Below are 25,026 nucleotides of genomic sequence, written 5' to 3'. Positions count from 1 at the left end.
TGTATGTTCACCTCTTTATTAAATTGATGACTATCGATACAATCTTACCATAAACCTTATTATCCTGCTAAAAGAAATGTTGAATATTCATTACTCATATTCTTGTTTTAAATGTCCATAATCAAAAGATATCGAATAACCTGTAAAAACGCCATATAATAAAAATAAACAAAACATGGAAACATGTGATTCAGAATTTAGGTAAAGGAATGGATTATAATTTTTGATAATGATCGGCATCACAAAATAAATTGCTACCCATATCGCTACTCCAAACAGAGCTCCTGTAATCCAACTTTTCCTATGTCGTAGCAAAACATAATAGATAAGCGCTATAACTATCGAAAAAATGCTAATGAGTACAATCAATACGACATTAGCATACCATTTCTCAATCCAGTTTTCATTTTGAAATAAAATGCGTAACAATATTTTGGGTCTTACTTCTGTCATATTAAAATAATGTAAAAATAGAAGAAATAGCCCACTAAATAAGCCACCAAAAAAACCGGTAAGTATTGTGCGTAATAATAATAGTCGGTTTAATTTAGCTGATTGTTTTCCCATTTTATCAACCTCCAATTCGTATTATTACCCATTTTTATGAAAAGAATGAGAAATTATAGCAAGAACGCTAGTTATAATTGTTCTTTTCTAGTAAAATAAGATTGAGGCTGGTGATATACATTGAAAAAGAAAGAGACAGCTTATGGTGGGCAGGCCTTAGTTGAAGGGGTTATGTTTGCCGGTAAGAAAAGTTTTGTTTCTGCTATAAGAAGAAAAGATAACAGTATTGAATATTTTGAAGTAAAAAGGGTAGAATCTAATATAACAAAGAATTTGAAAAAAATACCTTTATTGCGTGGAATTGTCGCATTGGTTCAAGCGAGTGCTAATGGTGTAAAACATCTTGACTTCGCATCTGATCGCTTTGATGTTGATCCAAAAGATGATGAAAAAATGAAACAAGAAAAAGAAACATCTAAACTTGTTATGATTCTTGGAATTGGCGTTATAGGTGTTTTATCATTTATTTTTAGTAAATTAATTTTTACCGTTACACCTGCGATCGTTGCAAACTTTTTTACAGGATTAGTTCCGACAAAAACAGGGCAAGTATTATTAGAAGGATTTTTTAAACTCCTGTTATTACTTGGTTACATTTATATTGTTTCATTAACGCCACTAATAAAACGTGTTTTTCAGTATCATGGTGCGGAACATAAAGTGATAAATGCATACGAACACAATGTTCCGTTAACCGTCGAAAATGTTCAAAAAGAGTCTAGACTCCATTATCGATGCGGTTCAAGCTTTATTCTCTTTACAGTCATTGTCGGAGTATTCGTATATATGTTTGTCGCCACCGATCCTCTTTGGTGGCGTATCGTCAATCGAATAATACTAATTCCTCTAGTTATTGGTCTATCATTTGAAGTATTGCAACTTACTAACAAAGTAAGATATATACCTGTATTAAAAGTGTTGGGTTATCCTGGCTTATGGTTACAGCTATTAACAACGAAAGAGCCAAACGATGATCAAGTGGAAGTAGCATTATGTTCCTTTCAAAAAGTTCTGCAAAATGATGAGGTAGAAGACGTAGTAGAGGTGAACTTAAATCAAAGTAGTGAGGTGATACAACCTCAATAGAAAGGAGGATTTTCGTTGAGTCGTAAATTTCCGCTTTTTATTTATTTTATTATCGGATTAGCGGTTGTCGGCTTGGTAACTTCTTTAATTAAAAACCCTGGAAGCTTTTTTGTCAGTATATTGATTACCATTGCAATAGGATTTGCTATTTACTTTATCATCACGGCCATTCTTAATCGACGAAACCCTGGTGGTAACGATGAAATGCGCAAATATAGAAAAGCTGCCAAACAATCAAACCAAAAATACAGTAAACAACAACCAAAAATAAAGAAAACAATGCGAACAGATTCTCCTTTAAGACAACGTAGAAAAAGAAGGCACGTCCCACACCTAACAGTCATTGAAGGAAAAAAAACGAATAATAAAAATAACAATGATCGAGCTTCTAATTAAGTAGCTCGATCATTGTTATTTTGGCCACAATTTCAGAAATTGATCTGACTTTTCTTTTCCAAGTTGAATCAAAGACTCTTTCTGTTCATCAGTAATGGAAAAATCAGTTGTCTTAATATTTTTAACTGGAATAAACACAATATTATCTTGCATCGATTTTGAAATATATCTTGCATCATGAGCCCTTAACATCGCATGAAAAAGAGCTTGTAGCATATCCAAAGCATTTTTAATATTGCTTGGTTGCGCATCTTCTATTGAATCGCTTAATGAAATGCCTAATACAGGTCGGGCATCTTTATTATTTTTACGAAAAACCCATAGGGGAAAATTACTCAGTAACCCACCATCAACTATATAACTCCGTTTATTTTGTTTGCTTTTTATTTCCTTAGGCATAAAAAAATAGGGAAAGCTTGCACTCATTCTTATCGCAGTTGCCACATTAAATGAATTTTTATCCAGTCCATAAACTCGTTCAAGGTCGTCTGGAATGACAATTAATTTTCCTAATGAGACATCACTAACAATTATTTTTAAATATCCTTCTCTTATATCTTGAAAAGTAATTATTCCTTTATCTGCTAAAACATTATATAACCATTTCTCAAAGACATCGCCTTTATATAAACCGAGTTGAAAATATAACAATAACCATTTAGTAAAAGGTATTTTTTTACTCAAAATTGGTGGATCAAGAAATTTTTTTAAGTTTACTTCATTGATTAACCTTTCCATTTCTTCCCATTGGATGCCGGCGGTAACAAAAGCCGCTAAGATTGCACCCGCCGAAGTACCAGCTACTCTTTCAATTGTAATACCTTTTTCATATATACTCTTTAGAGCCCCTATAAATGCATATGCCTTTACCCCGCCTCCTGAAAATACGCAGTCAATTTTCATCACAAAACTCCTCGTATAGTATAGTCTATTAAGTATTGTACGAATAAAAAATTAATTTAGAACATTTGTACAAACCTCATTTTGGGGGAAGTTTTACAACTTACTTAGTTAATTTTCGAATAACCGTTTTCTTGAAAAATCTGTATACAACTATAATCCAAGACTTTTCACTATCCCATTTGATGAAAACTGTGCAGTGACTTCGAATGGTGATTGTCTTACCGCTACGGAAAAACACTCTGCATTGATCGGTTGTCACGATGCATTTTTGGTAAACGACACTGCATCCATCAACTGCCACGATGCATTTTTTGAAAAACGACACCTAGATATTTGCAAAGCAAATTAACCGAGTTATTGCACAGTTTATAAAAATTGATAAAAGTAGGAACAAAAGCGCAAGCGCCCGTTCAGCAACGTACAAACTGGAGTGCTTCGCAATGAGATAAAGGAAACACGGTGAACGTCAGTGAACCGATGCCCGCTTTCACCGCAAGGGTATAAGTGCGACTAAGCCTCTGGACAAGCCAGTCGGCAAGTCTTCTTTATCGTAGTGGAGAAGCGCGAAGTTTGGGACTGCGCTAAAGCTCGTCCCACCAAAAAGATCTGGGACTCCGCTTACTCGTCCCAACGAAAAGATATGCTATGGCTTAAGCGCTGGAGCTGGACGTGGCTGATGCTGTAGGATAAGCAAAATCATAAAATTTTTATACTTTCTTAACTTGCAAAAAAAAACCGAACTAATACAAACTTTTTTTAAAAATTTGTACTAGTTCGGCTTTCTCCAATGACTAAAACAATTTTAGTCGTCATCTATGATCAGCGTTATTTATTTGCAGTTTCATCTTGTTTTTGCATATCGGCTAATTCTTTCAGCCTTTTTTCATCGGCTTTAAAATAATCGACCAAATCAGCAATTCGATCGATTGCATTCCAACTTAGATGATGTTCAATTCCCTCAACATCATCATAAATCTTTTCTTCATCAACGCCAATGATCTCTAAAAATTCCTCTAATAAATCATGGCGAAAGACTAGCCGCTCTCCAACTTTGTTCCCTTTATCAGTTAATACGAAACCACGGTATTTTTCGTAGTTTACATAATTATCTTTATCTAATTTTTGCACCATTTTTGTTACGGAGGATGGATGAACTAATAACGCTTCTGCTATATCGGTTACCCGAGCATAGCCTTTTGTTTCTATCAAATTATAGATCTGCTCAATGTAGTCTTCCATACTAGGTGTAGGCAAAGGCGTTCCTCTTTTCATTTTAAAAGTATGCAACATTGTTGCTTACTCTATAATACCTTAAAATATAAGTTTATACAAGTATCGCTAATTATTACTATAAATAGATTAGAATGAAAGAAAATAAGTTGCCCAAGAGAAACTAATTAATCAAATTATGATGAAAAGCATAGATGACTGCTTGGGTACGATCATTTACCTCCAGCTTACCTAAAATATTACTTACATGTACTTTAACCGTTTTTAAAGCGATAAAAAGTTCATCGGCAATTTGTTGATTTGTCTTACCTTGCGCCATTAGCAGTAATATCTCCATTTCTCTATCCGTTAATTGTTCATGTAAAGACACTGCTTCTTTTTTGCGCATTTTAGTCATTATTTTTCCGGTTACTTCTGGCTCCAAAATAGATTGTCCTTTATATGTGGAACGGATAGCTTCTGCTATATCGCTGGCCTTCGATGTTTTTAACATATAACTCGTCGCTCCTGCTTCCAATGCAGGATACACTTTTTCATCATCAATAAAGCTCGTAACAATGATAATTTTTGCTTCTGGCCACTCATTCATAATTAATTTAGTTGCTTCAATGCCGTCCATTTGTTTCATCACCAAATCCATTAAAATTATGTCAGGCTTCAATGATAATGCTTTTTCAACTGCTTCTTTGCCATCATTTGCTTCGGCAATTACTTTCATGTCAGGTTGAGATGAAAGATATGCAGTAACTCCAATTCGAACCATTTCATGGTCATCCGCAAACAGTATCGTAATCATCCCTCTTCACCACCTTCATTTTCAAGACTTGGTACTTTTACTTCCAATCTAGTTCCTTTATTCGGTAAGCTAATTATTTTTAACGTTCCACCTAAATCTCGTGCTCTTTCCTCCATATTTTGTAATCCATAAGAACTTGTTTTTACTTTTTCTACATCAAATCCTTCTCCATCATCTACAACCCGTAAGATGATTTTATGGTCACGTTTAATCAACATGACATGAATGGATGATGCTTTAGCGTGTCTTAACGTATTAGAAATTGCTTCTTGTACTATGCGAAACAATTGGTCTTCTACACCTTTTTCAACTGGAAATGACTCAATTTTCCAGTCAACTTTTAGCGGAATTCTATTCATCAGCTCTGTAAGTAAATCTTTCATTCCTTCATGCAACACTTTCCCTTTTAGTGCCGCCGGTCTTAAATGAAGCAAAAGTGCTCTCATTTCAAGTTGTGATTGATGTATCGTTTTTTCAACCATTTGAATTTGATGTTTAACTGTCAGATCTTCAATAGATGACTCATTTAAAGCTGACATCATCATAGAAGCTGCAAATAAATGCTGACTGACGGAATCGTGTAAATCACGTGCAAACCTGTTTCTTTCTTGTTCGACAACTTCCTGTAGACTCTTTTCTCTTTCTTTAGCTCTTTCTGTTGCTAAACGTTGCGAGTGCTCTACTTGTAATCTAAACTTTTCCTGTAACCTCACTAGTTGATCTTCTATTTTTTTTAATTCTTTAAACGTATCTCCTTTGGATAAAGCTTGATCATTATTTAATTCAGTAAGCTGTCGTTCTACATGTTCAATTCTTTGCTTCCAATATACCGAGGTAATAATGCCAATGATGGAACTAAATATAATTGTTAATGTTGTGATAACGACCAAATATGACACATTATATACTTTTGTTTGTAGTAGAATTTTCCAATCAGTTAATGGAAAAACGATAAAAGTAATACTAATCACAGATACCGTAAGTAAAATACCGAACGCAATAGATGTAAGTAAATGTCTAATAATCGTCATCATATCCGCTTCACCTCGATATTCCCTGACACAATTGAGGTGATAATCTTTACTCTCGGATAGGTTGTATCATAGTTTTCAGTTTTATAAGAAATAATTTGATTCATCAAATTATGGTTAAACTCATTTAAAATATAGGATCTACCAAAAATAGCACTATGATGAATCATGATCTCTACTTCGTAAGGGACATAAATAACAATATTGCCAATTAAATGGCGTATCGAGATTACAGCAGTGTCTTCTGGTAAGACAGTATTGCTTAAATCGATAATTCGATCCCCTATTCCACCATGTATGTTGATATCTTCCCATTCATAAGCAGTTTCTTCCGTATGTTGATCTCCATAAAATATTTGTCTAAATATTGGATTGATTTTTATTATCGGTTCTTTAGCTTCATATTTTTGTTCTATATTAATCGTTGGATGAATTCGCTGCGCATCTTTATTAGACTTTAAATAATCGATTAATAGTAAAATTATAAAGACAATAATTAAAAATCGGACTGCAATCATATTGAGGACAGCAAAGATAAATCCAACTAATCCAACCCAAAATGAAATTTTACCAAATAACGTTGAGTAATTTTTCCAACCTATATATATTAAAAATCCTGTAAAAATGGCTGTACCAATTATACCACCATGAAAAAATGCAATTTCAATAACAAAGAGAATCACACCGATGATTATAATCCAATTTATCGTATCTGTGGATAGTTTTTTAAACATTTGTGATCCTCCTTTTTATAAGTAAAATTAATAATTGAAACAGACGCTTATAATTATGCGCCTGTTTCAGTATACCATTTTTTCAATTTTGCTACATTTAAATGTGAGTTAACTAGATTTGTTTTCAGATTGTAAGTTTTTTTCTAATTGTGCAATCTTCTGGTCAAATGTACTGTGATAATATGCTTGATTCACTTTATTCTCAAGGTTTTCAATAAATTGTTCTAACTCAGAAAACTTTGAAAACGGGTGATCCGCTCCATCTTTTAAAATGTGATTCATTTTCTCATTTGCTCTAGCGACATTTTCACGTCCCATTAACTCCATGCGCTTTAAATGCATGTCTTTTATTTTATGATCCATTTCTTTATACTTTCTTTCTAATTGATCGATTTGTTCAACTGTTTCTTCTCGAGCTTGCCCTACCCGTTCAGCTCGTAAATGATATTCTTCATACTCCTTTTGTGCGAAGTCATATAGGTCTTGTTCATTTGCTGCTTTAGCGATATTAGCCTGTTTTAAACGTTTATTTGCATGATCCTCTGCCTGATGAAATTCAGTTGTAAATTTTTCTTTTAATTTATACTGACGTTCTAATAAATTTTTCACCTTCAATTTTTGTTGTTCTGCCTGACGTAAATAATGATTCAAAGCTGTTATCGGGTTCTTCTGCTCCTTATCATCTAATAATTGATGAATATCTGCACTGATGGACTCTTTAATTCTTGTGAATATGTTTGACATATATAACCTCTCCCATTTTAATATTTATTAAATTCTCCCCATTGTTCCTCGAAGTTTACAAATGGATCTTCTTGCATTGTATTATCATCTGCTTTTTCTTTGTTCCAGTTCTTTACAATCAAATATAAAACATATGCTGCAGCGATTCCTAAAATAGCATATATATTTGATATCCCGATGGATAAAACAGCGAGACCAATGATAACCCAAATAACTTTTGCTGTAGTAGATTCGCTTTTAAAAATTTGTTTAACTATTACGTATAGTAACCAAATACTTAACCCTAATAATACAAGTGGACCTAAATTTGCTACTAATATAAGGGCAGCAATCAAACCACCGATAAACAATAAAATTTTTTTCATAAGTATAGCCTCCTTTCTTAATTTAAGTTTACGTTAAGATAGGAGGCATAGTAATCGACTTAAGAAATATTTTTACATAAGCCTTAAGACTTATTTTTTTTCTTTAATTATTTTATTTAATAGAATGTGTTAAACCCACATTATCATTTATTTCTTCTTTTATTGTTTCAATCGTCTCAATAAACTTTTGTAATGCAGGAGTTACGTAGTCTGATTTTCGATAAATAAAAACGGTCGTAATTTGACTGTATTTTTTGGGCAACTTATAACACTTTATTTGTTTTTTTGTTTCATACTTTTTAACCGCTGAGTATGGAACATAAGCAACTCCTAAACCCGAAATTACAGATCCCAAAGTTGTTTCTAATGTTCCTAATTCCATTACTTTTTTAGGAGTGATCGTTTGATCTTGCAACCATTCGTCTAATTTTGCCCTATATCCACAACCATCACTAAATCGTAAAAGTGGTAACTCAAATAATTCATCTAAACTGTTTGTTTTATTACTTGAGATTAATACTAGTTTCTCGTGAAATACATCTAGCTGAACTAGCTCTGGATCATTTGTAATCGTGCTTTTTGTAACAAATGCCCCATCCAAATAATATTGTAATACTTTTTCTTTTAATTCAGCTGTTACACCCGTAGATAAAGTTAAATCTACTTTTTTATACTGTTCGATATAAGCGGATAAAATAAGTGGTAGTTTAATTACTGTTTCGACAGAGGCAATATCAAGCTTCCCAGTAGGATTGCCACTGCTCGCTCCAATCAATTTCATTTCCTCGGTCAATGATATTATTTTCTGAACGTAAGGAAGTAACGCCTCCCCCTCATTTGTTAAGGTAATGCCCCGTTTATGACGATGAAATACTTTTGTATCAAGATCCTGTTCCAATTTTTGAATTCTCGATGTGACGTTTGATTGGACATACTTTAATTGTTCTGCTGCTTTATTAATACTTCCTGCATTAGCAACTGTTTGAAAAATCATCAGATCTTTTATATTCATAGTCAACACCTTTGTAATCTGTTTTTATGATATCTATTATCTCTTATAATCATTTTACATGATATAACTCTTATTGTTAAATGGTATGTAGGGTGAACTCATTACATATACAAAGATTGGAGATAATTAGATGAGAAATAGTATTTTTATAGGAGCTATTCTATGTGCGGTTGCTAGTATCTCTTGGGGGGCAATGTTCCCTGTTGCAAATCACGCATTTGAATATGTTGAACCATTTTATTTCACTATTATTCGTTATTTACCTGTCGTCGTTATTTTAATCGTATTGCTCTATTTTATAGAAGGAAAAAAAGCTTTCAACCCTGAAGGTAAAGGCTTTATACTTTGGTTTTTTGGTACGATGGGATTTACAATTTATAATTTGTTCATTTTCTGGGGACAAGACTTACTCGGTGATTCAGGCGTCTTACTAGCTTCAATTATGGAAGCATTAGCTCCGATTATTTCTGTTTTGATTGTATGGCTTGTTTATAAAAAACGGCCGTATGCATTTACTGTCTTTTGTATTTTAGGAGCTTTTATCGGTGTTTTACTCGTTGTTACGAATGGAGATTTAAGCTTACTTTTCGGCTCTGGACATATGATCCCTTTAATTATTTTATTTCTTGCAGCTGCAGGTTGGGCTGTTTATACGATTGGTGGCGGTGTTTTTTCAGGTTGGTCTGTGCTCAGGTATTCCACATTAAGTTGTCTTTACGGTACTCTAACGGCTACAGCTGTTGTTATTGCTGTCAGTATATTTGGTCTGGTTGAGGTTCCAACATTACAAGATGTTTATATGGTTCGTTATAATATGCTTTTTATGATTTTACTGCCTGGACTTTTTGCACTCCTGTTCTGGAACAAAGGTGTTACTATGTTAAAACCAATTAATGCGATTTTGTTTATTAACTTAGCACCAGTGACTACGATCGTTATCCGAATGATTCAGGGACATACAATTACTACATTTGAATATACTGGTGTCGCAATTGTTTGTCTAATGATTATTTTAAATAATTTGTATCAGCGTATGATGATGAACAGAAAAAAAGGGTTTATCAAAGAAAAGCGGAAATTAGCATAGACAGAGCCTATTTAAGAAAACCATTTAAAGAAAAACAGCTACTTTTGAGTAGCTGTTTTTTATTCTTTCCTATAATCCGCACTTTAGTTGTGCACCACAACTTGTACATGTATTACATCCACCAATTTCGGCAACATGACCTTTCCGACATACTGGACAACGGTCACCAACTTCTGACCCAATCGTAACATTTGTTTTTTCGAGTTCTTGAATCGTATCCATCAGGACTACTTTTGGTGTTTCTTCAATCACATAATCATCATTTTCTTTTTCAAAAGTACTCTCTTCTGCCTTTAAAGTTAATACTTGAGAGTCTCTGCTACCATCTACATATACAGTGCCACCTTTTGCGCCACCTTTATATAAACGTTGGTAGACACTTTCTACTTGTGATACTGTGTAGCCACGAGGTGCATTTACTGTTTTGGAAATGGAACTATCAATCCAACGTTGGATTACACATTGTGTATCAGCGTGAGCCTCTGGACTTAATTCCATCGCAGTAATAAACCATTCCGGTAAGCTTTGCTCATCTTGCTCCGGATTATTATCCAAGTATTCCTGAACGATTTTCGCTTTTACTTCGATAAATTTTCCAAGTCGACCACTGCGGTAGTAAGAAAAAGAGAAGTATGGCTCTAAACCTGTACTAACACCAACCATTGTACCAGTACTACCTGTTGGAGCAACAGTTAAAAGATGTGAGTTACGGATACCGTATTTTATAATATCTTCTTTAATATCAAGAGGCATTTGTTTCATATATCCAGTATTGATAAATGCCTCTCGTAATTTTTTCGTTTCTTCATCCGTTTTTCCAATTAAGAATGGAAAACTTCCTTTTTCTTTCGCTATTTCAATGGATGCTCGGTACGCTGTAGTTGCAATCGTTTCGAAAATCTTATCAACAAGCTCATTTCCTTCTTTGGAACCATACTGAGTTTCACAATAAATTAGAAGATCATGGAGTCCCATGACGCCTAAACCAACTCTTCTTTCTCCAATTGCCTGTTTTTTATTCTCCTCAAGAAAGTATGGTGTCGCATCAATGACATTATCCTGCATTCGGACACCTACTCTAACAGTCTCTTTTAATTTCTCAAAATTGACTGTTTTTGTTTCTTTATCGGCCATTTCGGCTAAGTTAATAGCAGCTAAATTACAAACAGAGTACGGTGCAAGCGGTTGTTCACCGCAGTTATGGACAACAAATCCATTAGCTATTAAGGAATGTGTTTCTGGTTCAGTAATGTCATATACAGTGACTACTTCACCTGCTGATATTTTTTTTACTTCACTTGTGAATTTTTCCCTTTTGCGTGAAGATGCTGGTACGTGATTTAATGCTTCTTCTTTTCTCGTTATATACTTAAAGCCAATTATCTCTTTAAAAACGGATAAATTATTGCCAGAAATAATCAGTTCATAAAATGGATTACTATTGTAGACACGTTCTTCTCCGTCTATTGTTACATAACTGAAATTAGCTTGATTTTTTTTATTACGATTATATACTTTTCCGTGAATTCCCAAATTTAATAAAATAAGTTGAACATCCTGAAGTAGTTTTTTGGATGCTGATGTTAATCTTACTGTACGACGAACAGGATCCGTTGTGTAAACTGTACCATCAGCCGAAAATAATGCACGCATAAATGTTACTACTTCATCATAACTGCTTGTAAATATCGCCTCTGGAATTCTTTTTTCGGGAGCTTTACATCTTTTCACACCATGGTTTTCTAATATGTTTGTGAATTCTTTTCTATTATAAAAAATTTGGAACGTACCATCTTCTCTTTCATGGATTTTTGGACGTAATCCACTTATTTTTTCTCCTGCATCAAGAATTTCATTAATAATTTCAGTATCATCTTTCCCAAAGACCATTCCCACTCTACCGTCTTTAGCCAGCCAACCATCCCCAGTTAACCAGCCTAGAAATAGTGCCATATTTTTACCAATCAAATCTTTATTTGCAAACATTCCACTACCTGACTGAATATAAACAACATCTTCTAATTGCAGATCTTTCGCTTCTTTCCATCCTTGATTGGTATAAATTCTATGTTCAGGGGTTACTTGCAATTCTTGCCCATTTTTCAAGTGAACTTTTAATGTTTGTCTAGTTCCAGTTGGGAATACAGTACCGGTTCTCATCGTAACACCTGGAATTTCATACGAGCTACCATTAACTACTTGAATTTTTTCTTTTAGCCGATTATCTGTAGCAACTTTGAAATGTTTTTTGCCCATTTTCTTATACAATTCTTCAATTGTAACTAATCCGAACTCTGTTGAAATCCTTGTATTTGGATGAAAACATGGGTTTGTTGCAACAACTTGTTGCCCATACGCCTTCGCATTCGTCTTGTCATTTGCATTGTCAATAAAGAAAATTCCTGGTTCCGCTGAGTAAGTAGCACAGATATTTATTAAGTCCCACAGATCTTTAGCTCTAATTTTACGGTACGTTCTAATGCTATATCCAAGTTTCTCCCATTCACGCACGTCGCCAATTTCATGCCATTTTTCATTGTAGGCTCTCATTTCTTCTTCTGAGTAATTTTCAACGTTTGGAAAACGTAGTTCGTACTCGTCATCATTTTCTACTGCTTCCATAAACTCTTTCGTCAGGCAGACGGAGATGTTTGCGCCTGTTAAAAGTCAGAGTTATGTACAGTATAGTTTCCACCAGTTTCTAGTTTAGTTTCCGCCTCTTTTATTGCTGACTTAGTGAAACCTCCGAGTCCGGGCATGTTTTTATAATTTAAAATTCCTTGATAAAGATCTTTTTCTGTTTCTGTTAATGGTGTAAACCTTAATTTTTCATTAGCTAGTTGTCTAATTTGCTCGTCATTCGTAGTTTCAATTAAATAACGTAAAATTCTTGGGTTTTGCATTTTGGAAATTATAAATTCTATAATGTCTGGATGCCAATCTGCTAACATGATCATTTGTGCACCACGTCTTGACCCACCTTGTTCTACTAAATGGGTTAATTTTGCTATATCATCAAGCCAAGATACCGACCCAGACGATTTACCATTTACACCACGAGCTAGTGTATTTCTCGGTCTTAATGTTGAACCATTTGTTCCAACTCCACCGCCCCGTGACATAATCTCCATTACTTGTTTACGGTGATCAGAGATTCCTTCACGGGAGTCTTGTACATACGGCATAACGTAACAGTTAAAGTAAGTGACTTCCGTTTCTGAACCCGCACCGTAAAGTACACGACCTGCTGGTACGAAATTTAAATTAGATAGTTCTTTCGAAAATAAATTGAAATATTTATTTCTATTCTCATCTGTCTTTTCAACTGCAGCTAATCCAGCAGCATTTCGCATTGCTATTTGTTCATAAAAGATTTCTAAAGGTTTATCAATAACATTGAGGCTACGAGTAACAATACCTTTTTCTATTTCCGTTTCTTCCTCTAAAAGATTAGTAAATTCATCTGCAACTTTAATGTTAGCCGATTTTCTTTCCCAATCTATTGATTTAACATAACCAAATCCACGTGCAGGAAATTTGGGGTCAGATTTTACAGTAAGAACGACAAAATCTCCCTCTTTTAATGTCTTTTTTTCTGTATCTTTAAACGCATAACGATCCAACATAACGAGACGAGAAACACCTTCATGTGTTACACTCATATCAGATGTAATTGGGTGCACTTGCGGAAATAATCTTATATCTTCGTTTAAAGCTTGTACATTGATTTTAGTATCAGCATCAATCATTAACGACATCATATTCGCTCCTTACTTTTACATTAAAATTTCCATATCTATTATAGAGTATGTTCAAAAAGTCCGGTAAAAATGACACTGCGAATTTCGCACGAATGCTTGTTTCTCCACTCCTTGAAAAAGGAAAGCACTTTTTCTGCGTGCCAGATCTTTGCTCATGTATCTAAATGCATACATTCCGCAGCTCGAAACTGCGCCGCCTCGAACTTCTTGATCCTTTTTATCCTCCTTTTTGAACACGCACTTATAGTACTAATAGTACACAAAAAACATAAAAAAATCAATATATAGTGCTTATTTTAATTTCTATATACTATATATTGTATATTTTAATTTTGGTGAGTTTTTTGTCAACTTGTAGAATCCCTGATATGATAGGATTTTTTGTAGATTAAGTTATTCAAAAATAAGGATAAAAAAGTAAAAAAACGATACTATTTGTAAATTCTTTTTTTTGTACATATAATATATGTGTATATATATATAGAATTGTTGTGGGGGACTAATAATGTTAATTTATTTGATAATCATTTTGGTGCTTTTAATAGGGTACTATGCTTTCACATACTTTAGGCAGCGTAAAATTATGAATTTGTTAACACAAGAACAATTTATAGAAGGATATCGAAAAGCACAATTAATCGATGTTCGTGAGCCTCAAGAATTTGATAAAGGTCATATAAGAGGTGCGAGAAATATTCCACTCACTCAGTTAAAACAAAGTATGTCAGCAATCAGACCGGATAAACCAGTCTATCTATATTGCCAAAACACTTCTCGTTCTGCTCGAGCGGCTCAAATTTTACACAAAAATAAATATGTAGATTTAAATGTTTTACAAGGTGGATTTAAAAAATGGACCGGTAAGATTGACCGGAAAAAATAATACTGTAAAAGATTGTTACTTATAGAGGATGTTCAAAAAGTCCGGTAAAAATGACACTGCAAATTTCGCACGAATGCTTGTTTTTCTGCTCCTTGAAAAAGGGAAATCACTTTTTCTGCGTGCCAGATCTTTGCTCATGTATCTAAATGCATACATTCCGCTGCTCGAAACTGCGCCGCATCGAACTTCTTGGTCCTTTTTATCCTCCTTTTTATACGAAAATGGGAGAAAAGCTCAATTTTGACACAAAAAAGCATCCTCCCTAAATAGTAAAATTACTTTTTTTGGAAAAATTTATTTGATTAATTTGTTATATGATGCTTTTTATTCCCCATTCTGTTTTTTGATTGGACTTGAGCTTATTAACTACCAAAATGGAAATCTGGACATTATGGATACTTTCTTCCACTAGACGCTCCGCCAGGGCATCCCTTAATGCGAGGAATACTAATCATCGAAAATGTTGTTTCCTCTGGTAGAAGTGTTCGTCATAGAAATGTACGATCACCAAGCTCTGTAGTATCTATAATAAACAAAGTAATTAATTATTAAACGCCACACCCCCATTTTCATTCATTGCGGTGTCTAATAAGACATGGGAGTTTTGAACATGCACTTATAGAAAAAATCCGAACTAGTGCAAACTTCATTTCATTTTGAAGATCAAACTAGTTCGGATTTTCTTTTAACTTTAATTACTAATATCCATAAACTGCGACGTAAGGCTCTGCTTATTAATAAATCGATACGGATCGACTCGACATCTTGGAAAAAGACTCGACATGTTTCAAATCGACTCAACATGTTTGAAAAAGACTCGCCGTTTCCATGACCCCCACCCAAAACGGGCACGATTAACATCGAAACATGCCCGTTTTCCATGACTCTTACCCAAAACGGGCACGATTAACATCAAAACATGCCCGTTTTCCACGACTCTTACCCAAAACGGGCACGATTAACATCAAAACATGCCCGTTTTCCATGATCCCCACCCAAAACGGGCACGATTAACATCAAAACATGCCCGTTTTCCATGACCCTCACCCAAAACGGGCACGATTATTATCGAAACATGCCCGTTTTACACGACTCTCACCCAAAACGGGCACGATTAACATCGAAACATGCCCGTTTTCCATGACCCCCACCCAAAACCGGCACGATTAACATTGAAACATGCCCGTTTTCCATGACTCTCACCCAAAACGGGCACGATTAACATCAAAACATGCCCGTTTTCCATGACCCTCACCCAAAACGGGCACGATTAAGATCAAAACATGCCCGTTTTCCACGACTCTTACCCAAAACGGGCACGATTATTATCGAAACATGCCCGTCTTGCAGATCGACCTCTTAGATCTGGACGACTCTACATGTTGTTAATCGACTCACATTCCGGAGTGGAGGTAGAGTCACTTTTCCCCAACGGTGATAAATAGTTATGTCACAGTATTCTTCAACCACGTACTAAAAATCCTGTGCATTTATATAGTTACGTTCTGAAGCCTTTCTTTTATCTTTATGGAAAGTTTAGTTGCTACTAGTACCGCAATTATTCGTTAAATCCATCATATTTTAGCACTGGTTTTCTAGCCGCTCTTGTTTCATCCATTCTTTTTACTACTGTATAATGGGGAGCATCTTGAACGATTTCCGGATTCTCTCTCACATCTCTTGCTATTTCTAACATGACTTCAATAAATTCATCCAATGTATCTTTTGATTCGGTCTCCGTAGGTTCTATCATTAGTGCTTCTTCTACGTTAAGCGGAAAATAAATTGTCGGCGGATGGAACCCATAATCAAGTATTCGTTTTGCCATGTCTAATGTTCGCACACCTAATTGCTTTTGCTTACGACCAGATAAAACAAATTCATGTTTACAATGTACAGGATATGGAAGTTCAAATTCTTCTTCTAACCTACGCATCAAATAATTAGCATTTAACACAGCATATTCACTGACTTTTTTTAGCCCCTCAGCTCCCATTGATCGAATATACGTATAAGCTCTTAAATTAATTCCAAAATTCCCGTAATAAGGTTTTACCCGCCCAATGGCTCTTGGTCGATTATACTCAAAATCATACGCCCCATTTCGTTTTACTATTGTAGGTTTTGGTAGAAATGGCGCCAATTCTTTTGTTACACCAATTGGGCCTGACCCAGGTCCCCCGCCGCCATGTGGACCAGTAAATGTTTTATGCAAATTTAAATGAACGGCATCAAATCCCATGTCTCCGGGCCGAACATACCCCATTATCGCATTTAAGTTTGCTCCGTCATAATATAATTTTCCACCGACATCGTGGACAATGTTTGCGATTTCAATTATTTCCGTTTCAAATAAACCTAATGTATTTGGATTTGTCAGCATTAGCGCAGCAGTATTGTCATCGACAACACGTTTTAAATCGTCAAGATCAACCAAGCCATTTTCATTCGATTTTACCGTAACAGACTCAAAACCAGCAACGGTTGCAGATGCTGGATTGGTTCCATGAGCAGAATCGGGTATTAGCACTTTTGTACGTTTTAAATCCCCGTTTTCTTCATGAAACGCACGAATCATCATTAACGCAGTCCATTCTCCGTGAGCTCCTGCAGCTGGCTGTAAGGAAACTTCGTGCATACCGGTTATTGCTTCTAACGATTTCTGGAGATAAAACATTACTTCAAGTGCTCCTTGTACAGTTTTTACAGGCTGATTGGGATGGATGTTGGCAAATCCGTCAAGACGTGCGACATCTTCATTAATTTTCGGATTATATTTCATCGTACAAGATCCTAATGGATAAAATCCTGAATCAATACCGAAATTTCGTTTTGATAATGCCGTGTAATGCCGAATCAGATCTAGCTCACTAACTTCAGGTAGTCTAGCAGGTTTCTTTCGAATATAAATAGGATCAATATCGTTTACTTCCTGTTCCGTATCTATTGATGGAATACTATAGCTTTTTCTCCCCGGATTTGAACGTTCAAAAATAAGTGGAAATGTTTTACTGTTCATAGATATCCCCCAATTCTTTTACAAAATGATCTATCTCATCTTTCGTTTTTATTTCTGTTGCGGAAACTAACATATGTCCTTTAAATTCAGGAGAAAGTAAACCTAAATCATATCCACCAATAATTTGTTTTTCTAGTAATTTATTATTTACATCTTTAATTGATTTTTTTAAATTAATGACAAATTCATTAAAAAAAGATCCTTTAAATGGAATGGGAATAGATCTTTTTTCGATTTCTTGTTTTAAATATCGTGCTTTTTGCATATTTCTATACGCCACTTCTGGGACACCTTGTTTGCCTAGGGCACTCATTGCTACTGAGCTTGCTAATGCATACAATGCTTGATTAGAACAAATATTGGACGTGGCTTTATCACGTCGAATATGTTGTTCTCTTGCCTGCAATGTTAATACAAATCCATGGACGCCATTTTCATCTGTAGTTTGACCGACTAAACGGCCGGGTATTTTTCTCATATATTTCTTTTTAGTAGCCATATAACCACAGTGTGGACCCCCGAATTGGGTAGGTATACCAAATACTTGTGTATCTCCTACTACTATATCTGCGCCAAATTCACCAGGGGGAGCTAAATAACCTAATGCAAGTGGATTACTTGATGTAATAAACAAAGTGCCCTCATTCTTTTTTATCCGTTCGTTTATTTGCTTTAAAGGTTCAATTAAACCGAAAAAGTTTGGATACTGAACAATGACACTTGCTGTATTATCATCCAATAATTGCTCTATCTTATCTACATCGGTCATTCCATCCTTATGATCTATTTCTATTATTTCTAGATTAAATCCTTTTCCGTACGTATGAATAACATCGATATATTCTGGATGAACCGTTTTTGAAACAAGCACTTTTGTCCGCTTGGTATGCCCATAACTTAAATTGACTGCTTCTCCAAGCGCCGTTCCACCATCATATAAAGATGAATTAGCGATCTCCATACCTGTTAGTTCAGCTATCATTGTTTGAAATTCAAAGATTGCTTGCAGTTCGCCTTGAGAAATTTCTGGTTGATAAGGTGTGTAAGCAGTATAAAATTCAGAACGTGAAATAATATGGTTAACTACCGACGGAATAAAATGTTGATACACTCCAGCACCTAAAAAAGAACTATATTCATTTAAACTTATATTTTTATTGGCTAATCGGCTCATTTCCTTTTTTAGCTCATATTCACTTAAAGCTTCTTGTAACTGATACTCTCCTTTGAACCGAACCTCCTCCGGTATATCAGCAAAAAAAACATCCGTTGAAAGTACCCCAATCTTCTTGAGCATTGCTTGTTTATCTTCCTCTGTCATCGGCAAATACCTAAACCCCATCTTTTCCTCCTCCTTCGATTATTGATCATCTTTCACGTCTATAAAAAGGTGTTTTAACTATCATCGCTTTTACTTTTCGTTTACGAATTTCCACCCATACCGTACTGCCTATGCTAATTTCTTTCACATCAATAAGAGCTAACCCTAAGTTTTTCTTTAATGTTGGCGAAAACGTACCTGAAGTGACAGTTCCTACCTCTTTCTCCCGTTCATTAAAAACAGAATAGCCTATTCTTGGAATCCCTTTTTCAATCATTTCTATACCGACAATTTGTTTATTAATTCCATTCTTCATCTGCCTTTTTAATACTTGTTTTCCTATAAAATCACTATTTTTATTCAATTTGACAGCAAAAGCGAGTCCAGCCTCTATAGGTGTAATCCATTCAGATAATTCTTGTCCGTATAACGGTAAACAGGCTTCAAAACGAAGTGTATCTCTTGCCCCGAGTCCAGCTGGTTCCAAACCAAATTCCTTACCCGTTTCTAATAATAGATTCCAAAGTTTACGACTTACTTGTTTTTTTACATAAATTTCAAAACCATCTTCTCCTGTATATCCGGTACGAGAGATAATCACTTGCTCCGGAAGTTCTTTTATTTGCGTATTAGGGGAAAAGGAAAAATATTTTAATGCTTTAAGTGATTCATCTGTCAGCTTTTGTAAAATTTTCTCAGCAAATGGTCCTTGTAAAGCTAATAATGCGTACGTATCTGACTTATCAATGATAGAGACATCCTTATAATGTACTGCGTGCTTTTTTAACCAAGTGACATCTTTTTCGATATTACTAGCATTAACGACAAGTAGATATTCATCGTCAGCGATCATATAAATTAAAAAATCATCAATGGTACCTCCTTTTTCATTACACATGGGTGTATATTGTATTTTATTTGGTACTAATTTTGCTACATCATTCGTGACCATATATTGAAGGAAATTCTTACTTCCTGCCCCTTTAATAACTATTTGCCCCATATGTGAAACATCAAATAAGCTCGCTTTCGTTCGTGTTACTTCATGTTCGTGAATAACTCCAGTAAATTGAACAGGTAGTTCCCATCCGAAAAAGTTAATAAACTTAGCATTCTCCTTATATTCTCTATACAAAGGAGTACGTTTTAACTGCTCCATATAAATCCCTCCTTTAGAGGATTATAAAATTTTTGACTTCATTAGCATATCTATGAACTATTCTTTACTTTTATTGAACATTTTCCCAAAATAAGAAGATTATAAATCGGACAAACTTGTTCATACTATATGTATTACCCTTTATTTATTTTTTTTAACATCCTATTTTACATAAACCTGATTTTTAGAATACTTGGCTTCTCGCCAAGCCTTGGCGAGAACTATAGTTGCACTTATGCAGTATGAAAGTTTTATACTTTCTTATCTGCCAAAAAAGGGGATTCGTATGGCAAATATCATTATCAATAAAGATGAAGCGTTTCTCGATCAAATGAATAAAGCAATAGGAAAAAATAAAAATTTAACAGATTGGGAGCTTTTTAAACTTAATTACCAAATGAAAAAAGCTACGATAGCAAAAGATTTTAATGAATTGAAAGTTCTTTCCTATCTACCACATGTTAATTTCTTAGACCATCAAGTGGATACTGCAAAAACAGTTATCCAGGAGATGAATGGTCGAGCCATTTTAGCAGATGAGGTTGGTCTTGGTAAAACGATCGAAGCAGGATTAATCTTGAAAGAATATATGATTAGAGGATTAGTAAAAAATGCTTTGTTATTAGTCCCTGCCTCTTTAGTGAATCAGTGGATCACTGAATTACATGAAAAATTTTATATACCGGCAGCGAGTTATCGAAAAAATTATAATTGGGATGACCATCCAATTTTTGTCACTTCTATTGATATGGCAAAACGAGATCCACACCGTGAGAATATATTGAAGTTAAATTTTGATATGGTTATTATTGACGAAGCACATAAATTAAAAAACCATAAAACATTAAACTACAGTTTCGCAAGATCGTTAAAGAAAAAATACTGCCTACTCTTAACAGCAACACCTGTTCAAAATAAAATTATAGAAGTGTTTAATTTAGTTTCGATATTAAAACCTGGTTATTTAGGTAGTTATGAATCTTTTATTGAACGATTTGGTAAGAAGACTGTCGACAATCTTGAAGATACTTATTTAAATAAACTTATTCAAAAAGTGATGGTTCGTAACCTTAGAAAAGACACTTTGTTAAAAGATGTTGAAAGAAATATTCATTCTGTCTGGTTAACATTTTCAAAAGAGGAACAAAAAGTTTACGATCAACTACATGACTTGTTCGATTCATTTACAAGTCTATCCAAAATTACGTTTTTACGGGAATTGTGTTCATCTAGAGAGGCTTGTTATTTGTCTTTACAAAATAGTAAAAATGAACAAATTAAAGCGGCGAGTGAAGAGATTATGAATGAAATTGCTATGCTTCCTCACCATACGAAAGCAAAAAAATTAGTAGAATTAATTCAAGAAATTGGCGATGAAAAGATTATTGTATTTACTGAATATCGTGCTTCTCAATATTATTTACAATGGTATCTACAACAGCATAATATTACATCCGTTGCTTTTAGGGGAGGGTTAAAACGTGGAAGAAAAGATTGGATAAGGCAATTATTCAAAAATAACGCCCAAGTTTTCCTAGCAACAGAAGCTGGTGGAGAAGGAATAAACCTACAGTTCTGTAAATATATTATTAATTATGATCTGCCTTGGAATCCAATGAGGCTAGAACAACGAATAGGTCGAATTCACCGTTTTGGACAAGATCATAATATACACATTTATAATTTTGCAATAGAAAACACAATTGAAGAACATATTATGAAATTATTGTACGAAAAAATTGATGTATTTGAACGCGTTATAGGTAAATTAGACAAGATTTTAGCAACTTTACAAATTGATAGTATGGAAAATGAATTCATGCAGATTATGGATCGATCAACTTCCGTTGGTGAAATGAAGATTAAGTTGGATAATTTCGTTTCGGTCATACATGATTTGAGTGATGATAAACGGGATGAGGAAAACTATGGATAAACAAGTAGATATAGAAAAATTTTTAATAAACTTCTTTACTGCTAATCACTGTGAAGTGAACAAAATAGAACAGGGTAAACTAGCTGTACAACTAACAATCGAGATGGATAAAGCATTGATGAACCGCCCCTTCTACTGGCAATATATGGAGGCTACTGGGAACGTTGGTCAGCCAAAAAAACTAACATTTATTTTAGATCCCAATAAAATGGAAAAAGAAGGAGAATGGATCCACTTTGGAAGTCCAAGACTAGAGCAAATATATCGTTATTTAAGAAAAACAGCTAAGATTATTCATCTATTTGAAGAAGTAAATGTAAGTAACAATACTATGCTTCATCCTTGGCTCCTGCTTAATTATTGTATTATGTATGAAGGAAAACAAAAAAAGGAAGAGCTTTTTTCAATCGGATTAAATTTGATTAATGGTACTCTCATACTTGATATGATGGAACAACTCGAAAATGTTGAATTTGCACCTACAATTTCTGATCATTGCTATACAATTTCACCACTGATTAAAGTGAACAGTGGATTTTTACGGATAGAAAAGTATATACATGATTATGTGATGAAACAAGAACATGACTGGGCAGTTGAATCATTAAAACTTCTAGAAGAAGAAATAGCGATGATCCACCACTTTTATGAAAGTGATGAAGACAATAAAGATGAAATGGAAAAAGAACTAGAAGATATCACTGCTAGATTAGAACCAAAAATCACTTATGAAATTGTTAACGGTGGTATCATTTATTTAAGACATAGCTTTGCAAATAGCATAAAAAAATGAAAAATCCTCTACTTTGGCCAATAGCCCTGTAGAGGATTTCGTTTAGTGACCGAATCCAGGTACCATAATAAATTCTGTATACCATGTAAACCCAATCATAAACACTGTTAAATACGCACCGAACAAATACATATACATTCGTTCTGATAGCTTCAGATAACTAAGCGTTAGGAAAAAAGCCGTTTGAACTAGGAATAAAACTGAAGTAGTATACATTTCACCAACATAAAACATTATAGTAAATATACCTGTCCAAAAGGCAAGCACACGAAACATACGATCCATGCTTTTTCCCCTCCTTTTATGTAACCTAATACAATTTCATTATAAACTACGATGCAAATAAAGTAAATTAATCGTATGTTGAGTTACTTAAAATTTAACAATTTACTTTGATATTGATAAATTTACTCTGATTGCAGATTTAATTTATTATGAATTGTAAAATAAGAATGTTCATTTGTTGTAACATCAAATTGTAAAGTAAATTGATGTGTATCAATCTTTTCATATTGGATTATGGTAGTTCCACTTGGAAACTCATAAGTAATTTGCCCGCTGTTCCTATTCTTATACACTTCCTCTTCTTTAAATTTTGCTCTTGCCATTTGAATTAGGGTTTCAACTTCTATTTGTTCTTTGAGCATATAAGATACTTTCGTTTCATTTTTATAGATTAATACGGACGTAATGACGGCTGATAAAACAATCATGCTTACCACCATAGAAAGTGGTAAATAAAAACCAGATTCACTCATAATGAGCGATTTTTTTCTCATATTCCCTACCTTCTTTCGTCACAATAGTTACTTGTGTTCCGAATGAAATCGGTTGTAAAGTAAAAGAATCAATATCTCGAAGATATATTTCATGCCCTCTGCCATTTACTTGCCGCCTAATAACATTTTGGTATTGTTCAATGTGAGCAACCTCATCTGTAGGTAAGAGAAAATACATTTTATTGTCGTCGTCGGTGTAAACCTGTTCCGAAGTTAAAACATCGTTTCTCAAAAAAATAAAAAATTGGTTTACTGACAATTCATTGTTATGTTTAACTGGCTGTACATAAGTAAGTAAATAAACAAGTAATGGCAATGTGATCATAACAATAACGAACGTTATTAAAATCGATAAAAAAGTCGCTCCGTTCTCACTTTTCCTGATATCCGTAGAGACATACCGTTTCCTTTTTCTTCTTTTCATTTTCCCATGAAGCACATCCCTTTATTAATTTATTATTAACCGTATAGGTAATTTCAACAGATTGATGATTAATACTTAATTGTTTATTTTGAGTCCTTTCATCATCCCAAATGGTGGCTTGTAATTCATCATGTAAAGCTAATAAGATAACTCTTCGATCAAATAATATTTTCTTTTCAATTTGAACTAATGTGCTAATGGGAACTATCGTCGCTACAAGCATTAAAATAATGCTCATAGCAACCAATACTTCTATTAAAGTAAACCCCTTATCGTTCTTCAATATAATGCCTGCCTTTGCCTAAAGGAAATACAAGATGATAAGTATTTTTCCTATCTTTAAATTTAAACGTTGTCGGATTAATAATGGTTCCATTATTATTGAATGCAACCCGGTTATTAATTTTATTATTATATTTTAAATGTTCTGGATAATGTCGTTTTATTCCCTCTGTCTTCCCTTCACTTATTACGACATAATATTCCTCATCGAAAACGATTCGAACATTATCCCTTGTTCCTAATGCCTGATTTTGAATATATAAAATATCCGACTCTAATACAGCGAAAAAATGGTTCGTCTCCTGCTTTTCAACAGTTCTAACAATACTAGGAACGACAAGTAAAGTAAGGATTGATAAAATCATCAAAGCAAATAGCATTTCGACCATTGTAAATCCATTTATTTGTTTCATTTTGCTATTTTAACTTTGCCGCCCGTTAATGTGAGATTTTTACCATTTTTACATGTTTGTTGATCTTTAGATATAAAACCACTTCTCTCTAGGGTTGATAAACTTGATGGTAATTTCCCATTTTCTAGCTGATATGCACTTACTTGAGCTTGTACAGTTTCTCTAAGAGCCTCACAGCCCTCTTCATGAACCGCTTCACTTCTATCTGTCAAATTTGGAACAATGAGTATGATTAACACTGTAATAATTGTGAGCACAATCAACATTTCGATCAATGTAAAACCTTTTTCATTTTTTGTCATATA

The 25,026-nt window shown here is 34.1% G+C and carries 26 protein-coding genes; 6 read left to right on the top strand and 20 right to left on the bottom strand.

What is annotated here, in order from left to right; all coding sequences use genetic code 11:
• Nucleotides 1–90 precede the first annotated feature (90 nt).
• A complete protein-coding gene (locus SPD89_RS05155; protein WP_336260891.1) occupies nt 91–567 on the bottom strand; it encodes a YqhR family membrane protein in 477 nt (158 codons plus the stop codon).
• Between the two features lie 171 nt (nt 568–738).
• Between SPD89_RS05155 and SPD89_RS05150 the strand changes: the two genes are divergently transcribed.
• Together SPD89_RS05150 and SPD89_RS05145 are read left to right on the top strand one after the other, a co-directional pair.
• Nucleotides 739–1,653, top strand: coding sequence for a DUF1385 domain-containing protein (locus tag SPD89_RS05150; RefSeq protein ID WP_336260945.1), 915 nt, complete (start codon nt 739–741; stop codon nt 1,651–1,653).
• Nucleotides 1,654–1,668: 15 nt separating this feature from the next.
• A complete protein-coding gene (locus SPD89_RS05145) occupies nt 1,669–2,049 on the top strand; it encodes an SA1362 family protein (protein ID WP_336260890.1) in 381 nt (126 codons plus the stop codon).
• A 15-nt stretch (nt 2,050–2,064) separates the two neighbouring features.
• Here the strand turns inward: SPD89_RS05145 and SPD89_RS05140 are convergent, their stop codons facing one another.
• The 8 genes from SPD89_RS05140 to SPD89_RS05105 form a co-directional block, all read right to left on the bottom strand.
• Nucleotides 2,065–2,952 (bottom strand): patatin-like phospholipase family protein, encoded by an 888-nt coding sequence (locus SPD89_RS05140; RefSeq protein ID WP_336260889.1) that lies wholly within the window; start codon nt 2,950–2,952, stop codon nt 2,065–2,067.
• 825 nt (nt 2,953–3,777) lie between these two features.
• The gene (gene mntR, locus SPD89_RS05135) at nt 3,778–4,206 is read right to left on the bottom strand and encodes a transcriptional regulator MntR (protein ID WP_336260888.1); all 429 of its coding nucleotides are present in this window, start codon (nt 4,204–4,206) and stop codon (nt 3,778–3,780) included.
• A 139-nt stretch (nt 4,207–4,345) separates the two neighbouring features.
• The gene (locus tag SPD89_RS05130) at nt 4,346–4,978 is read right to left on the bottom strand and encodes a response regulator transcription factor (protein ID WP_336260887.1); all 633 of its coding nucleotides are present in this window, start codon (nt 4,976–4,978) and stop codon (nt 4,346–4,348) included.
• Nucleotides 4,975–6,012, bottom strand: coding sequence for a sensor histidine kinase (locus SPD89_RS05125; RefSeq protein WP_336260886.1), 1,038 nt, complete (start codon nt 6,010–6,012; stop codon nt 4,975–4,977). Before SPD89_RS05125 ends, SPD89_RS05130 begins: the two co-directional genes overlap by 4 nt.
• Nucleotides 6,009–6,743, bottom strand: coding sequence for a cell wall-active antibiotics response protein LiaF (gene liaF / locus SPD89_RS05120; RefSeq protein ID WP_336260885.1), 735 nt, complete (start codon nt 6,741–6,743; stop codon nt 6,009–6,011). Before liaF ends, SPD89_RS05125 begins: the two co-directional genes overlap by 4 nt.
• Before the next feature lie 108 nt (nt 6,744–6,851).
• On the bottom strand, nt 6,852–7,487 hold the full coding sequence (locus tag SPD89_RS05115; RefSeq protein ID WP_336260884.1) for a PspA/IM30 family protein: 636 nt from the start codon (nt 7,485–7,487) through the stop codon (nt 6,852–6,854).
• Nucleotides 7,488–7,504: 17 nt separating this feature from the next.
• The gene (locus tag SPD89_RS05110) at nt 7,505–7,852 is read right to left on the bottom strand and encodes a lmo0954 family membrane protein (protein ID WP_336260883.1); all 348 of its coding nucleotides are present in this window, start codon (nt 7,850–7,852) and stop codon (nt 7,505–7,507) included.
• Nucleotides 7,853–7,964: 112 nt separating this feature from the next.
• Entirely contained in the window at nt 7,965–8,864 is a 900-nt protein-coding gene (locus tag SPD89_RS05105; protein ID WP_336260882.1) for a LysR family transcriptional regulator, read from the bottom strand.
• Nucleotides 8,865–8,994: 130 nt separating this feature from the next.
• Between SPD89_RS05105 and SPD89_RS05100 the strand changes: the two genes are divergently transcribed.
• Nucleotides 8,995–9,951 carry a DMT family transporter gene (locus tag SPD89_RS05100; protein WP_336260881.1) on the top strand — a complete coding sequence of 319 codons (957 nt, stop codon included), beginning with the start codon at nt 8,995–8,997 and terminating at the stop codon, nt 9,949–9,951.
• Nucleotides 9,952–10,020: 69 nt separating this feature from the next.
• Here SPD89_RS05100 and SPD89_RS05095 read toward each other — a convergent pair whose 3' ends face one another.
• The gene (locus SPD89_RS05095) at nt 10,021–12,573 is read right to left on the bottom strand and encodes an LAGLIDADG family homing endonuclease (protein ID WP_442961058.1); all 2,553 of its coding nucleotides are present in this window, start codon (nt 12,571–12,573) and stop codon (nt 10,021–10,023) included.
• A gap of 38 nt (nt 12,574–12,611) precedes the next feature.
• Nucleotides 12,612–13,709 carry a ribonucleotide reductase N-terminal alpha domain-containing protein gene (locus SPD89_RS22885; RefSeq protein WP_442961057.1) on the bottom strand — a complete coding sequence of 366 codons (1,098 nt, stop codon included), beginning with the start codon at nt 13,707–13,709 and terminating at the stop codon, nt 12,612–12,614.
• A gap of 508 nt (nt 13,710–14,217) precedes the next feature.
• On the opposite strand from SPD89_RS22885, the gene SPD89_RS05090 reads away from it, so the two are divergent.
• Nucleotides 14,218–14,595, top strand: a complete 378-nt coding sequence (locus SPD89_RS05090; protein ID WP_336260880.1) for a rhodanese-like domain-containing protein — start codon at nt 14,218–14,220, stop codon at nt 14,593–14,595.
• A gap of 1,558 nt (nt 14,596–16,153) precedes the next feature.
• Here SPD89_RS05090 and gcvPB read toward each other — a convergent pair.
• The 3 genes from gcvPB to gcvT are packed head-to-tail and all read right to left on the bottom strand — an operon-like array spanning nt 16,154 to nt 20,094.
• Nucleotides 16,154–17,614: an aminomethyl-transferring glycine dehydrogenase subunit GcvPB gene (gene gcvPB / locus SPD89_RS05085; protein ID WP_336260879.1), complete on the bottom strand. Its 1,461-nt coding sequence runs from the start codon at nt 17,612–17,614 to the stop codon at nt 16,154–16,156.
• Nucleotides 17,604–18,956, bottom strand: a complete 1,353-nt coding sequence (gene gcvPA, locus SPD89_RS05080) for an aminomethyl-transferring glycine dehydrogenase subunit GcvPA (RefSeq protein WP_336260878.1) — start codon at nt 18,954–18,956, stop codon at nt 17,604–17,606. The genes gcvPB and gcvPA overlap by 11 nt, the downstream gene beginning before the upstream one ends.
• Before the next feature lie 25 nt (nt 18,957–18,981).
• Nucleotides 18,982–20,094 carry a glycine cleavage system aminomethyltransferase GcvT gene (gene gcvT / locus SPD89_RS05075; RefSeq protein ID WP_336260877.1) on the bottom strand — a complete coding sequence of 371 codons (1,113 nt, stop codon included), beginning with the start codon at nt 20,092–20,094 and terminating at the stop codon, nt 18,982–18,984.
• 286 nt (nt 20,095–20,380) lie between these two features.
• Here gcvT and SPD89_RS05070 point away from each other — a divergent pair, with 286 nt between their 5' ends.
• Both SPD89_RS05070 and SPD89_RS05065 read left to right on the top strand, forming a co-directional pair.
• Entirely contained in the window at nt 20,381–22,030 is a 1,650-nt protein-coding gene (locus SPD89_RS05070; RefSeq protein WP_336260876.1) for a DEAD/DEAH box helicase, read from the top strand.
• The gene (locus tag SPD89_RS05065) at nt 22,023–22,823 is read left to right on the top strand and encodes a YqhG family protein (RefSeq protein ID WP_336260875.1); all 801 of its coding nucleotides are present in this window, start codon (nt 22,023–22,025) and stop codon (nt 22,821–22,823) included. Before SPD89_RS05070 ends, SPD89_RS05065 begins: the two co-directional genes overlap by 8 nt.
• 42 nt (nt 22,824–22,865) lie before the next feature.
• On the opposite strand, the gene SPD89_RS05060 is transcribed toward SPD89_RS05065, so the two are convergent.
• From SPD89_RS05060 to comGC, 6 genes are all read right to left on the bottom strand, one after another.
• Entirely contained in the window at nt 22,866–23,108 is a 243-nt protein-coding gene (locus tag SPD89_RS05060; protein WP_336260874.1) for a DUF2626 domain-containing protein, read from the bottom strand.
• A gap of 122 nt (nt 23,109–23,230) precedes the next feature.
• A complete protein-coding gene (locus tag SPD89_RS05055; RefSeq protein ID WP_336260873.1) occupies nt 23,231–23,602 on the bottom strand; it encodes a hypothetical protein in 372 nt (123 codons plus the stop codon).
• Complete coding sequence (locus tag SPD89_RS05050; RefSeq protein WP_336260872.1) at nt 23,574–24,026, bottom strand: ComGF family competence protein; 453 nt, start codon at nt 24,024–24,026, stop codon at nt 23,574–23,576. The genes SPD89_RS05055 and SPD89_RS05050 overlap by 29 nt, the downstream gene beginning before the upstream one ends.
• The gene (locus tag SPD89_RS05045; protein WP_336260871.1) at nt 23,974–24,309 is read right to left on the bottom strand and encodes a prepilin-type N-terminal cleavage/methylation domain-containing protein; all 336 of its coding nucleotides are present in this window, start codon (nt 24,307–24,309) and stop codon (nt 23,974–23,976) included. Before SPD89_RS05045 ends, SPD89_RS05050 begins: the two co-directional genes overlap by 53 nt.
• The gene (gene comGD / locus SPD89_RS05040) at nt 24,296–24,721 is read right to left on the bottom strand and encodes a competence type IV pilus minor pilin ComGD (RefSeq protein ID WP_336260870.1); all 426 of its coding nucleotides are present in this window, start codon (nt 24,719–24,721) and stop codon (nt 24,296–24,298) included. Before comGD ends, SPD89_RS05045 begins: the two co-directional genes overlap by 14 nt.
• Nucleotides 24,718–25,023 (bottom strand): competence type IV pilus major pilin ComGC, encoded by a 306-nt coding sequence (gene comGC, locus SPD89_RS05035; protein WP_336260869.1) that lies wholly within the window; start codon nt 25,021–25,023, stop codon nt 24,718–24,720. The genes comGD and comGC overlap by 4 nt, the downstream gene beginning before the upstream one ends.
• Nucleotides 25,024–25,026 lie beyond the last annotated feature (3 nt).

The sequence above is a fragment of the Pseudogracilibacillus sp. SO30301A genome, from assembly GCF_037072025.1.
Classification (GTDB): domain Bacteria; phylum Bacillota; class Bacilli; order Bacillales; family Amphibacillaceae; genus Pseudogracilibacillus.
Note: the sequence above shows the minus strand (reverse complement) of the source record. Positions and strands in the feature narration are given on the sequence as shown.